This window comes from Streptomyces sp. NPDC002536 (assembly GCF_053594995.1).
Map to the genome: position 1 here is coordinate 1 of NZ_JBSFWU010000081.1, position 12,659 is coordinate 12,659.

A 12,659-nucleotide genomic window follows, 5' to 3' on the forward strand; every position below is an offset into this window, starting at 1 on the left:
GTGGATTTCTTCGGTGTGCTATACCGATCGCACCGCGCCCCCCGTAAGGGGCGCGGGGAACTGTGCGACCAGCCACGGACGGCCCGCACGTTCCACAGGGGTTCGGGGCGAAGCCCCGAGAAACGGCGAAAGGGTGGGGCCGGGGCCCTCACCCCCTCACCACGCGAACCGGCTCACCGACTCCGCCACACACACCGGCTTCTCGCCGCCCTCCCGTTCCACCGTCACCGCCGTGGTGACCTGCACCCCGCCCGCGACCTCCGTGACCTCGACGATGCGGGCCCTGGCCCGGACCCGGGAGCCGGCCGGGAGCGGTGCGGGGAAACGCACCTTGTTCACGCCGTAGTTGACGCCCATCGTCGCGCCGACGACGTCCATCAGCCGCGGCACGAGCACCGGCAGCAGTGACAGCGTCAGGTAGCCGTGCGCGATCGTCGTGCCGAAGGGACCGGACGCCGCGCGCTGCGGGTCCGTGTGGATCCACTGGTGGTCGCCCGTGGCCTCCGCGAAGAGGTCGATGCGGGCCTGGTCCACCTCCAGCCAGTCGCTCGGGCCCATCTCCCGGCCCACGGCCGCCCGGAGTTCGTCCGCCGACGTGAAGCTCAGCACAGCGGACCTCCGGCCACGTACATGACCTGACCCGACACGAAGCCGGCGGCCTCGCTCGCGAAGAAGGCGACGGCTTCGGCGACGTCCGCCGGGGTACCGACGCGCTGCACCGGGATGTCCGCCGCGCAGGCCGCCTGGAACTCCTCGAAGGTGATGCCCATGCGCTCCGCCGTCGCCGCGGTCATGTCGGTGGCGATGAAGCCGGGCGCGACCGCGTTCGCCGTCACGCCGAACTTGCCGAGCTCGATGGCCAGCGTCTTGGTGAAGCCCTGCAGACCGGCCTTCGCGGCAGCGTAGTTGGCCTGGCCGCGGTTGCCGAGGGCCGAGGAGCTGGAGAGGTTGACGATGCGGCCGAAGCCCTCGTCCACCATGTGCTTCTGGACCGCGCGGGACATCAGGAAGGCGCCGCGCAGGTGCACGCCGAGCACGGTGTCCCACTCCGGGACGGTCATCTTGAACAGGAGGTTGTCGCGCAGCACGCCCGCGTTGTTGACGAGGACCGTCGGTGCCCCGAGCCGCTCGGCGACCTCGGCGACGGCAGCCGCGACCTGCGTCTCGTCGGAGACGTCGGCGCCGACGGCGATCGCGCGGCCGCCGGCCTTCTCGATGCGCGCGACGGTCTCCGCCCCCGCGGCGGCGTCGAGGTCGAGAACGGCGACGGCGTGGCCGTCAGCGGCCAGCCGTTCGGCGGTGGCCGCGCCGATGCCGCGGGCCGCTCCGGTCACGATGGCGACGCGTGAAGAAGAAGTGTTTGCAGTGGTCATGAGCGAAACGTAGGCGGCATCGGGCCGGAACAGAGGCCCGTTGACGCCAACGACACCGGCCGGTGTTTCTTCCGGGACATGCCCGGTCCACCTGGGAGGCATTTCCCTTGAACTGCCTTTCCGGCGGCCCATAACGTCTGTGGTGCGCCGCAAATCGCAGCGAATTCAATCAGGAGGAAATCATGCCGGTCGTCACCGTTCTCCAGGGCCCCCGCGACGTCGAGCTCAAGCGCGACCTCGTCGCCAAGATCACCGACGCCTTCGTGGACGCCTACCAGATCCCGGCCGAGACCGTTCAGGTCTGGGTCACCGAGGTTCCCACCGACAGCTGGGGCACCGCCGGCAAGCTCACCGCCGACAAGTAGTCCGCACCCCCACACCGACGGTCCCGGCCCCCGATCCCCCGACGGCGGCCGGGACCGTGGCGTACGCCCCCGGAGGAGAGATGAACACCGCAGCGCTGGCGGCCTGGCTGGCCGCGCACCTGCCCGGCTGTCCCCCGCCCGCCGGCGCCCGGCTGCTGGCCGGCGGACGCTCCAACCTGACGTACCGGATCGACTGCGGGGACCGCAGCCTCGTGCTCCGCAGGCCCCCGCTGGGCCATGTCCTGGCCACCGCCCACGACATGGCCCGCGAGTACCGCGTGCTGACCGCGCTCGGGCCCACCGCCGTGCCCGTGCCGCGCACGTTCGGACTCTGTGAGGACCCCGCGGTGCTGGGCGCACCGTTCTACGTGATGGAGCTGGTCGAGGGCGTCACCTTCCGCAGCGACGCCGAACTCGCCCCGCTCGGGCCCTCCGAGGCCGGGCGCACCGCCTTCGCCCTCGTCGACACCCTCGCCGCCCTGCACGCCGTGGACCCCGCACAGGCCGGGCTGGCGGACTTCGGGCGCCCCGAAGGCTTCATGACCCGCCAGGTGCGGCGCTGGCGCCGGCAGTGGGAGGACTCCCGCACCCGTGACGTCCCCGGGGCCGACGCCCTCAACGACCGGCTCGCCGCGAGCTGTCCGGCGGACGGCACCGCCTCCCTCGTGCACGGCGACTACAAGCTCGACAACGTCCTGCTGGACCCGGCCGGCCCGGGCCGGATCGCCGCCGTCCTGGACTGGGAGATGTCCACCCTCGGCGACCCGCTCGCCGACCTCGGCATGCTCTGCATGTACTGGGACGGCTTCGCCGGATTCCCCGACTCCCCCGTCGCCACCCCCGGCGCGCTCCCCGGCTGGCCGTCGGCCGCGCAGCTCGTGGAGCGCTACGCCGAGCGCAGCGCCGTGCCGCTCGACCGGCTCGGCTGGTACGTCGCCTTCTCCTTCTACAAGCTCGCCGCCATCCTCGAGGGCATCCACTGCCGCACCGTCCAGGGCCACACCGTCGGCGACGAGCCGGCGGCGCTCGCCGAGGCCGTGCCGCTGCTCGTCGAGCGCGGGCACGCCGCACTCGACTCGCTGCGTGTCTGACCTGAATCACGGAGACACCGTGGCTCCGCTCCCCCGCCGAAGCGAGGGGGCTTCCAACCCGAAAGGTTGCGGTCCAACCCGAACCGACCCCTCAAGGGGCGCAAAAACGCTACCAGGGCGCTCTGCCCCATCCAGCTCGAGGAATCGATTCCCCACTGGCTCAAACCGGTGGCCCCCCCGAAAGAAGGTCTGATGGAATTCGCGTACGACGCCCGGACCGAGGAACTGCGTGCCCGGATGCGGGCCTTCCTCGACGAGCATGTGCTGCCCGCCGAGCCGGTGTTCGCGGCCCAGCACGCGGCCGGGCACCCGTGGGGCCGCCCCCCGGTGCTGGAGGAGCTGAAGGCCGAGGCCCGCCGGCAGGGGCTGTGGAATCTCTTCCTGCCGGGCGAGGAGTTCGGTGCGGGGCTGACGAACCTGCAGTACGCCGCGCTCGCCGAGATCACCGGCCGCAGCCCGCACATCGCGCCCGAGGCCGTCAACTGCGCGGCCCCGGACACCGGGAACATGGAGGTCCTCGCGCTCTTCGGCACCCCGGAGCAGCAGGACCGCTGGCTCAAGCCGCTGCTGGACGGCACGATCCGGTCGGCGTTCTGCATGACCGAGCCGGAGGTGGCCTCCTCGGACGCCGCCAACATCGCCACCCGCATCGAGCGGGACGGCGACGAGTACGTGATCAACGGCCGCAAGTGGTGGTCGTCCGGGGCGATGGCCCCGGAGTGCGAACTGCTCATCGTGATGGGCAAGACCGACCCGGACGGGCCGCGGCACCGGCAGCAGTCGATGATCCTCGTCCCCCGCGACACCCCGGGCGTGCACGTGAAGCGCGGGGTGACGGTCTTCGGGTACACCGACGGGCCGCACGGCGGTCACGCGGAGGTCGTCTTCGACGACGTCCGGGTGCCGGCGGCCAACATCATCGCCGGGGAGGGCGAGGGCTTCGCCATCGCCCAGGCGCGGCTCGGGCCGGGGCGCATCCACCACTGCATGCGGCTCATCGGCATGGCGGAACGCGCCTTCGACCTCATGTGCGAGCGGGTCGTCCGGCGCACCGCCTTCGGGAAGCCGCTCGCCGACCAGGGCGTCGTGCAGGAGTGGATCGCCGAGTCGCGCGTACGGATCGAGCAGGCGCGGCTGCTGGTGCTCAAGACCGCCTGGCTGATGGACACCGTCGGCAACAAGGGCGCGCACACCGAGATCCAGGCCATCAAGATCGCGGTGCCGGAGATGGCGGAGTGGGTGCTGGACAAGGCCATCCAGGCCCACGGCGGGGGCGGGGTCTCCCAGGACTTCCCGCTGGCCCAGCTGTGGGCCCATGCGCGGACGCTGCGCTTGGCGGACGGGCCGGACGAGGTGCACCGGGCGTCGCTGGCGCGGCGGGAGTTGAAGCGGTACCGCTCCGCGGGCTGAGGCTTCCCTTTCGCTGCGGGTCGTTCGTGGCTTGTCGCGCAGTTCCCCGCGCCCCTTTCGGGGCACGGGGAACTGCGCTTTTCCTTTGTCCGGCGACCGGTACTCCCGGTACCGGAATTACCGGGAATTCGGTACCCCGCGGTCCATGGAACGAATTCCAGCCGCCCATAAAGTCGTTCACATGACGAAAACGGAAAGCACAAAGGAACCCATAGTCGTCACCGGGATCGGTGTCGTCCTTCCCAACACTCTGTCCGTGGACCGGTTCTGGGCGAACATATCCGGCGGTCTCTCGCAGGTCGGCCGGCTCACCCGGTTCGACGGCGCGGAGGCCGGGCTGCCGGTGCACGTGGCCGCCGAGATCTCCGGCTTCGACCACCACCCCTTCCTCCCCGAGCTGAACGACGCCCACGCGGCCAAGTACTCCCGCGAGATCCTCATCGGCATGTCGGCCGTGGCCGAGGCCCGGCGCGACGCGGGCCTGGTCCCCGGTGACGTCGAGCCGCGCCGGATGGGCGTCGTGATGTCCTCCTCGCGCGGACCGTCCGCCTGGTGGCGCGACGTGCTGACCGGTGCCGACCCGACGGCCTTCGGCGACAAGGGCGCCATGTTCCGCGGCCTGCCCGGCTGCCCGGCCACCCTCTCCGCGATCTACACCGGCGCCCAGGGCCTCGTCACCACCCTCAGCAACGCCTGCGTCGGCGGCCACCAGGCGATCGGCGTGGCCCTGCGCGAGCTGCAGTCCGGTGCCGCGGACGTGATGCTGGTCGGCGGGCACGAGTTCCCGATCCTGCCCGAAGTCGCCTCCTGCTACCGGGCGATGGGCAGCGGCGTGATGTCCACCGAGCGCGACGACCCCAAGCGCGCCGTCCGTCCCTACAGCAACGACCGCGAGGGCTTCGCGCTCGGCGAGGGCTCGGTCGTGCTCTGCCTGGAGCGCGAGTCGACGGCCCGCGCCCGCGGCGCCCGGATCTACTCCGAGATCCTCTCCGCCGCCTCCCTCAACGAGGCCGCCCACCCGACCACCATGGACCTCACCGGCAAGGTCACCGCCGCCCTGATCGAGGACCTGCTGGCCGACGCCGGCCGCAGCGCCGAGGACGTCGACTACTTCTGCGCCCACGGCACCGCCACCCGCTACAACGACATCGCCGAGTCCCGCGCCCTGCGCGCCCTCTACCCCGAGCGGACCCTCGCCAAGCTGCCGCCCATCAGCTCCAACAAGCCCATCTACGGTCACACGTTCGGCCTCGCGGGCATCATCAACGTCGCCGCGACCAGCCTGATGATCCATCACCAGACGATCGCCCCGACCATCAACTTCACCACGCCCGACCCCGAGTGCGACCACGACCACGTCTTCGAGGGCGCCCGCCCGGCCGAGCTGGAGCTCGCCGTGTCGATGTCCTTCGCCTTCGGCAGCCAGACCTCGGTGGTCGCGGTGGGAGCGCCGTCATGAGCCGGCAGCCGCTGATCGCATCCGACGTCGACGAGCTGGTCCGCCGGCTGGTCGAGCCCGGCGACCACGTCCACCTCGCCGGGACCCCGTCCCGCCCCAACGCCCTGACGTACGCGCTGTGCCGGGTGTTCGGCGAAGAGGGCCGGCTGACCGTGAGCACCACGGCCGTGCACTCCTCGGCCCACGCGCTCGCCCTCTCCGGCGTCGCCGAGAAGGTCGTCGCCGGGTTCGTGGGCGACACCTACCCGTCCCCGCGGCCCAACCCGCTCTACGCCCGGCTGGAACAGGGCGAGCCGTTCGCCTTCGAGGCCTGGTCGCTGCTGAGCTACGTGCAACGGCTGATCGCCGGCGCGCAGGGCGCCCCCTACGCCGTCACCGGCTCGCTGGCCGGCACCGACCTGGCCGAGGGCAAGCCGGGGGTGCTGCACCGGGTGCCCGACCCGGCCCGGCCCGGCGAACACGTCACGCTCATGGCCCCGTTGCGCCCGGACGTCACCCTCGTCCACGGCGCGGTCGCCGACGAGGACGGCAACATCGCCCTCGTACCGCCGCTCGGCGAAGGCGCCTGGGCCGCGTACGCCGCGAAGCGCGGGGTGATCGCCTCGGTCGAACGGATCGTCAGCCGCGAGGAGTTGCGGAAGATCAACGACCGGGTCGTCGTCCCCGGTCAGCGGGTGCTGGGCCTGTGCGAGGCGCCGCTGGGCGCCCACCCCCAGTCGCTGCGCACGGGCGGACTGGCCGGTGTGACGGGCTACTTGGACGACTACGCCTTCCTGGAGGAGATCGTCGCCTCCTGCCACGGCCCGCAGCGTGGCGCCGACTGGTACCGCACCTGGGTCACCGGACCCGGCTCGCACGCGGGTTACGTCCAGCGGCTCGGTGCCGAGCGCCGGGCGGCCCTCGCCGAACCGGGCACGGTCCCCGAGGAGCCGTACGCCGAGGAGACCGAGCTGTGGCAGGAGATCGCCCGCAGCGAGGCGGCGGCCCGCGCCCGGCTCGACGCCGGCGAACGCGGCCCCGCGCCCGCACCGGCTGCACCCGCGCTGATCGGGACGGAACCGCCCAGCCGGCAGGAACAGTTGATCGTCCTCGGCGCCCGCGCCGTGGCCGACCAGGTGCGCGAGCACGGCTACGACACCCTGCTCGCCGGCATCGGCACCTCGCACATGGCGGCATGGCTGGCCGCCGAACTGCTGCGCGGCGGCGGGCACGAGGTCAAGGTCGTGGCGGAGCTGGGGATGTACGGGTTCACGCCCGAGCCCGGTGACGTCTACCTGTTCAGCCTGCTGCACGCCGGGCGCAGCGAGATGCTCGCCGGGATCCCGGAGATCCTCGGCGGCATGGTGGCCGCCAACCCCCGCGCCCTGGGCGTGCTGGCCGCCGCGGAGATCGACGGCACCGGCACGATCAACACCAGCCGGGGTGCGGACGGCCGCTGGCTGACCGGATCCGGCGGGGCCAACGACATCGCCTCGTCCACCGACTGCGTGGTCATCGCCCCGTCCTCCCGCCGCCGCTACGTCGGCGAGGTCGGCTACCGCACGAGCCCCGGCGACCGGGTCCGCGAAGTGGTCAGCGACTTCGGCCGGTTCCGGCGCACGGGGGACGGCTTCCGCCTCGCCACGTGGCTGGGTCCCGACGGTCCCGGTGCCGTCGAGGTGCAGGCCGCGGCCGCTGTGGACGAGCGGACCTCGTGGGACGCGGACGTCACCGGGGTCGTGCCCGAGAAGCCGGTCACCGAGGAGGAGTTGGAGCTGTTGCGCTCCCTCGACCCTGACGGGCGGTATCGCTAGCGCGTCGCCTGCGGGCCGGCTGTGGCTGATCGCGCAGTTCCCCGCGCCCCTGACGGGGCGCCACTCACCCCCCAAATCTTTCTGAGGAGCACCCCCATGCACGCACGTACCGAAGGCCGTACCTGGACCGGATCCGGGCTGAAGTTCGCCGGGCTCGGCCACTACTACCCGCGCCACCTGCGCCGCCACGACGGCGAGGTGACCGTCGGCGGACGCACCTACCCGCCGGAGGCCGCCGCCGAACTGGGCGTGCGCAGCCTGCACGTCGCCGACGAGGACGAGACGCTGGAGTTCATGGCCGTCCAGGCCGCCAGGAACGCACTGGAGAACGCGGGCCGCAGCGCCGCCGACGTGGACCTCGTCGTCCTCGCCAACTGGACCGACCGGCAGTGGATCCCGGAGATCGCCCCCGGCGTGGCCGCCGCGCTCGGCGCCCACGGCGCCCTCGCCTTCGACGTGTGCGGTGCCTGCACCGGATTCGTGCACGGCATGCAGACCGCCGCCTCCCTGCTCACCGCGCACCCCGGCTGGAAGCGCGCCGTGGTCGTGGCCGCCGACCGGTTCACCCGCCGCGCCCGGCCCGGCACCCGCGGGCAGCTGGTCTTCGGCGACGCGGCCGGCGCCGTGGTCCTGGAGAAGGGCGACCCGGACGACCCGAGCGGCCTGCTCGACTCCGTCCTCGACTGCGACGCCTCCGAGGCCGACACCGTGGCCGCCCGCGCCCCCGAGGGCTTCCTGCGCCCCAAGCCCGAGCTGATCGACCTGGCCGTCCGCTCCAGCCTGCGGGTCGCGGACAACGTCCTGGACCGCAACGGGCTCAAGACCTCCGACATCGACTGGCTGGTGCCCCACCCGGGCAACAACGCCATCCACGCCGGGGTGCGCGACGGACTGGACCTGCCCGTCGAGAAGTTCCTCACCAACTTCGCCGACCGCGGCAACACCGGCTGCGCGTCCATCCCCATCGCGCTCTCCGAGTTCACGCAGAGCGGGGTCCTGAAGTCCGGCGACCTGGTGCTGTCCACGGCGGTCGGTTCCGGCTGGTACTACGGCGGGCTGCTCTACCGCCTGTAAGCACGAGGCCCCTCCCACCGTCCGCCCCTCCCACCCGAAGGAACCGTCATGACTGCTCCCCTGGCCATCTGGACCGACTTCGGCGGCGTGCTCACCCCGCCCGTCGACGTCACCTTCAACGACTTCAGCGACCGGGTCGGCGTGCCGCTGCACGCGCTCAAGGAGGCCATGCGCCTCGTGGGCGAGGCCCACGGCACCGACTCCATGGGCGTGATCGACATCCCGCTGCTCGACGAGGCCTCCTGGTCCGAGGAGCTGGAGGCCGAACTCGGCCGCGCCTTCGGCCTGGCGGCCGACCTGCAGAACTTCGGCGACCGCTGGTTCGACGGCCGCCCCGCCAACGCCGACTGGGTCCGGCACCTGGCGGCCTTCCGCGAGCGGGGCGCCTTCGTGGGCCTGCTGTCCAACCTGCCGCCCTCCTGGGAGCGGCACCGCCGCTACATGGTCGACGACACCCACTTCGACGACATCGTCTGCTCCTACGCCGTGGGCAGCCGCAAGCCCGAGCCGGAGATCTTCCGCATCGCCGCGCTGCGCGCCGGGCGCGCCCCGCACGAGTGCGTGCTCGTCGACGACCTGGAGAAGAACTGCGCGGGCGCCGTCGCCGCCGGCTGGCAGGCCGTCCACTTCCGCACCGCCGACCAGGCCGCGCGCCAGATCGCCAACCTCATGGACGCCGCCGCACCCGCCGCCGAGCCGCTCGCCGCAGCGAGCGTCTGACCAGCACTGCCCCCTGACGCCCAACCCCTTCCCCAGGAGCCCGAGATGACCGTCATCACCCTGCCCACGGACACCATGACCGCACCCTTGAGCACGCAGCGCACGCTGTCCCGGCGCCTGGTGCACCGCGCCGCGCTCGCCGAGGTGTTCCTGACCGACTTCCAGTCCGTCGACGACAAGACCTTCCGGGCCTCGGCCCAACTGCCGCCCGCGCACTTCTACTACGGCGATCACACGGGCCGCCCGGCCATGCACGACCCGCTGGTCGTCTTCGAGAGCGTCCGCCAGATGCTGCTGTGCGCGATGCACCTGCAGCACGACGCCGGCCAGGACACCAAGTCCATCACCGCGACGGCCTCGATGGAGATCTCCGACCCCGGGCCGCTGCGGGTGCGCGGACCGCTCGACCTCGACCTGCGCGGCTCCGTCGAACTGGCCAAGGAGTACCGCGGCGCGATCTCCCGGGTCGTCCACAAGGTGCAGGTCATGGTGGACGGGCGACGGGCCGGCACCATCATCGTCGACACCGCGCAGCGCCCGAACGACGTCTACGAGAGCCTGCGCATGTCGCACCGCGACACCCCACCGCCGTACTCCGACACCCTGCCCGCGCACACCGGCGGCGTGCCGGTGGCCCCGTGGCAGGTGGGCCGGGAGCGGTCCGAGAACGTGGTGCTGGAGGACGTGCGCGCCGACGGGGACGGGTCGCTGGCGCGGCTGCGGGTCCCGGTCGACCACCCGAGCATGTTCGATCACGCGCAGGACCACGTCCCGGGGCCGGTCATGATGGAGGCCGCGCGGCAGTCCTCGCTGCTGCTGGCCGGGGAGCAGCAGGGCCTCTCCCCCGCCGGGCTCTTCCTGCAGTACGTGAGCGCCGAGTACCTGCGCTTCGCCGAACTGGACAGCGACATCACGGTCGTCACGCGCCCGCTGCCCGAGAGCGTGGACGGGGGCCGCTGGACCGAGGTGGCCTTCGAGCAGGACGGCGAGGCCGTCGCCCGCATGCGGGTCCGACTGGGCAGCACCGTCGGGACGGAGGTGGCGGCGCGATGAACGAGGCGACGGCCACCACGACGGACCCCACCCGCATCTTCCGCATCGACGGCAAGGTCGCCGTCGTCACCGGGGCGTCCAGTGGGATCGGCGCCCACTTCGCCCGGCTGCTCACCGCGGCCGGGGCCCGGGTGGCGCTGGCCGCCCGGCGCGAGGGGCCGCTGAAGGAACTGTCCGCCGAACTGCCCGGCAGCATCGCCGTGCCCTGCGACGTGACCCTCGCCGAGGACCGCGAGCGTCTGGTGCGCACGGTCACCGAGCAGCTCGGCCCGGTCGACATCCTGATCAACAACGCGGGCCTGTCGGAGACCGTGCCGGCCGAGCGGCAGTCCGTGGAGAGCTTCGACAGCATCGTGGGGGTCAACCTCACCGCGGTCTTCGCCCTCAGCACGGCGGTCGGCACCGGGATGCTGGAGCGCGGCTCCGGCAGCATCGTCAACATCGCGTCGGTGTACGGGCTGGTGGCCAGCGGCAGCCTGCCGCAGGCCGCGTACGCCGCGAGCAAGGGCGGGGTCGTCAACCTCACCCGCGAGCTCGCCGCCCAGTGGGCCGCGCGCGGGGTGCGCGTCAACGCGCTCTGCCCGGGCTGGTTCTGGTCGGAGATGACCGCCGACATGCTGGGCAACGACAAGGGCCGCACCTGGGTCGAGCGCCGCACCCCGATGCGGAGGGCCGGTGAACTGCACGAGCTCGACGGGGCGTTGCTCTTCCTCGCCGCGGACGCCAGCTCGTACGTGACCGGTGCGAGCGTCCCGGTGGACGGCGGGTACCTGACGGTATGAGCGGTACCGGGGCGCCCCGCAAGGGGCGCGGGGAACTGCGCGACCAGCCACGACGCACCCGCAGATGGCTGGTCGCGCCCACGCGGCGGAGCCGCACAATATCACCGTCCCGCGCCCCTGACGGGGCGACGTGGTACCGCTCAACTCGCCAACGGCACGCGCCGCCCCGATTGCGGCCGAATCAGCGACAGCGCCACCGCCTTGTTGACGGCATCCAGCCGGGACACCGCATCCAGCTTGTCGAAGATCTTCCGCAGGTGGCGTTTGACGGTGCCCTCGGTGATGCCCAGCCGGGCGCCCACCTGGCGGTTGCTCAGCGCACCCGCCACCAGGGCGAGGACCTCCACCTCCCGCTCGGACAGCCGCTGGGTGCCCGCTCCGCCCGCGCTCGGCGCGGGCAGGCCGCCCGGCAGCACCGAGACCGTCACCACGCGCCGCCCGGTGTCGGCCCGTTCGCGGATGGCGGCGGCCAGCGTCTCGCGGCTCGCGCTCTTGTGCAGGTATCCGCGGACGCCCAGCTCCAGCAACCGCCGGACGAGCACCGGGTGGTCGTCCATGCTCACGATGATGATCCGCAGATCGGGCTTGTTCTGCAGCATCCGGCGGACGGTGGCCACCGGGTCCTCGTTGTGCGGCATCTGCACATCGAGCAGGGCGACGTCCGGGCGCAGCCGCTCGGCCAGCCGGACGGCGGCCTCGGCGTCGCCGGCCTGGGCGACGACCTCGAAGTCGGGCTCGACGCCGAGCAGATCGCACAGCGCCTCGCGCAGCAGGGTGTGGTCGTCGGCGACCAGGATGCGGATCCGGTCCGCGGACCGCGGCGCGTCGTCAGTCATCGATGCTGCTCCCCTTGATCGGTATCCAGACCGCGACAGTGGTGCCGCGGCCCGGGGCGGACGTGACCGTGGTGGTGCCGTCGAGGGCACGGGCCCGCTCCTCCATGCCGAGCAGCCCGTTGGTGCGGCCCGCGGTGCGGGGCGCACGGGCGTCGAAGCCCACGCCGTCGTCGGCGACTTCGGCGTACACCTCGTGCGGGGCGATGACGGCGCGGACCGTCACCTCCTGTGCCCCGGCGTGGGCGAGGGCGTTGCGCAGCGCCTCGCGCACGACGATGAAGACCTCGTTGACGACCAGCGGCGGCACCCAGGCGTCGTCGCCGTCGACATGCAGCCGCACCCGCACCCCGAGCGGCTCCATGGACTGCAGGAAGCTGCGCAGCGCGCCCTCCAGCGGAGGCGCCGAGGTGATCGCGCCGGCCACCGGGCAGCGGCGCAGGGCGGAGGTGACCTCCCGGGCCACGCCCAGGGTGTCCAGCAGGGCGGCGCGGGCGTCGGCCAGCCGGCCCTTCTCGGCCGGGGTCAGCCCGGTCGCGGTGAGCTCCAGGAGTTCCAGTCGCCGCAGTGCCAGGGCGAGCCCGCTGCCGATCCGGTCGTGGACCTCACGCGCGAGCCTGCTGCACACGGCCGCATCGGGGGCGGCGTCGATGTACGTCACAGCGATCCTGCCTTCCTCTCCGTAACACCAGAGAGAATACAGAAC

13 protein-coding genes are annotated in these 12,659 nt (G+C 72.5%); 9 read left to right on the plus strand and 4 right to left on the minus strand.

All coding sequences use genetic code 11. The annotated features are described in order from the left end of the window. Positions 1 to 156: 156 nt before the first annotated feature. On the minus strand, positions 157 to 609 hold the full coding sequence (locus ACWD4B_RS25520; RefSeq protein ID WP_451422930.1) for a MaoC family dehydratase: 453 nt from the start codon (positions 607 to 609) through the stop codon (positions 157 to 159). Then, positions 603 to 1,373: a 3-oxoacyl-ACP reductase FabG gene (gene fabG / locus ACWD4B_RS25525; RefSeq protein ID WP_451422931.1), complete on the minus strand. Its 771-nt coding sequence runs from the start codon at positions 1,371 to 1,373 to the stop codon at positions 603 to 605. Before fabG ends, ACWD4B_RS25520 begins: the two co-directional genes overlap by 7 nt. Positions 1,374 to 1,555: 182 nt before the next feature. Here fabG and dmpI point away from each other — a divergent pair, with 182 nt between their 5' ends. From dmpI to ACWD4B_RS25570, 9 genes are all read left to right on the plus strand, one after another. After that, positions 1,556 to 1,738 (plus strand): 4-oxalocrotonate tautomerase DmpI, encoded by a 183-nt coding sequence (gene dmpI, locus ACWD4B_RS25530; protein WP_336410464.1) that lies wholly within the window; start codon positions 1,556 to 1,558, stop codon positions 1,736 to 1,738. A gap of 80 nt (positions 1,739 to 1,818) precedes the next feature. Beyond that, on the plus strand, positions 1,819 to 2,829 hold the full coding sequence (locus tag ACWD4B_RS25535) for a phosphotransferase family protein (protein WP_451422932.1): 1,011 nt from the start codon (positions 1,819 to 1,821) through the stop codon (positions 2,827 to 2,829). 192 nt (positions 2,830 to 3,021) lie between these two features. Further along, complete coding sequence (locus tag ACWD4B_RS25540; protein ID WP_451422933.1) at positions 3,022 to 4,239, plus strand: acyl-CoA dehydrogenase family protein; 1,218 nt, start codon at positions 3,022 to 3,024, stop codon at positions 4,237 to 4,239. 181 nt (positions 4,240 to 4,420) lie between these two features. Continuing rightward, positions 4,421 to 5,698: a beta-ketoacyl-[acyl-carrier-protein] synthase family protein gene (locus tag ACWD4B_RS25545; protein ID WP_451422934.1), complete on the plus strand. Its 1,278-nt coding sequence runs from the start codon at positions 4,421 to 4,423 to the stop codon at positions 5,696 to 5,698. Continuing rightward, complete coding sequence (locus ACWD4B_RS25550) at positions 5,695 to 7,491, plus strand: CoA-transferase (RefSeq protein ID WP_451422935.1); 1,797 nt, start codon at positions 5,695 to 5,697, stop codon at positions 7,489 to 7,491. The genes ACWD4B_RS25545 and ACWD4B_RS25550 overlap by 4 nt, the downstream gene beginning before the upstream one ends. Positions 7,492 to 7,587: 96 nt before the next feature. Beyond that, positions 7,588 to 8,565 carry a ketoacyl-ACP synthase III gene (locus ACWD4B_RS25555; protein WP_451422936.1) on the plus strand — a complete coding sequence of 326 codons (978 nt, stop codon included), beginning with the start codon at positions 7,588 to 7,590 and terminating at the stop codon, positions 8,563 to 8,565. A 48-nt stretch (positions 8,566 to 8,613) separates the two neighbouring features. After that, complete coding sequence (locus ACWD4B_RS25560; RefSeq protein WP_451422937.1) at positions 8,614 to 9,285, plus strand: HAD-IA family hydrolase; 672 nt, start codon at positions 8,614 to 8,616, stop codon at positions 9,283 to 9,285. Between the two features lie 45 nt (positions 9,286 to 9,330). Continuing rightward, entirely contained in the window at positions 9,331 to 10,338 is a 1,008-nt protein-coding gene (locus ACWD4B_RS25565; protein ID WP_451422938.1) for an AfsA-related hotdog domain-containing protein, read from the plus strand. Then, positions 10,335 to 11,120 carry an SDR family NAD(P)-dependent oxidoreductase gene (locus tag ACWD4B_RS25570; protein ID WP_451422939.1) on the plus strand — a complete coding sequence of 262 codons (786 nt, stop codon included), beginning with the start codon at positions 10,335 to 10,337 and terminating at the stop codon, positions 11,118 to 11,120. Before ACWD4B_RS25565 ends, ACWD4B_RS25570 begins: the two co-directional genes overlap by 4 nt. A gap of 140 nt (positions 11,121 to 11,260) precedes the next feature. Here the strand turns inward: ACWD4B_RS25570 and ACWD4B_RS25575 are convergent, their stop codons facing one another. Both ACWD4B_RS25575 and ACWD4B_RS25580 read right to left on the minus strand, forming a co-directional pair. Continuing rightward, positions 11,261 to 11,956: a response regulator gene (locus ACWD4B_RS25575; RefSeq protein ID WP_451422940.1), complete on the minus strand. Its 696-nt coding sequence runs from the start codon at positions 11,954 to 11,956 to the stop codon at positions 11,261 to 11,263. Beyond that, positions 11,949 to 12,614 (minus strand): sensor histidine kinase, encoded by a 666-nt coding sequence (locus ACWD4B_RS25580; protein ID WP_451422941.1) that lies wholly within the window; start codon positions 12,612 to 12,614, stop codon positions 11,949 to 11,951. The genes ACWD4B_RS25575 and ACWD4B_RS25580 overlap by 8 nt, the downstream gene beginning before the upstream one ends. Between the last annotated feature and the right edge of the window lie 45 nt (positions 12,615 to 12,659).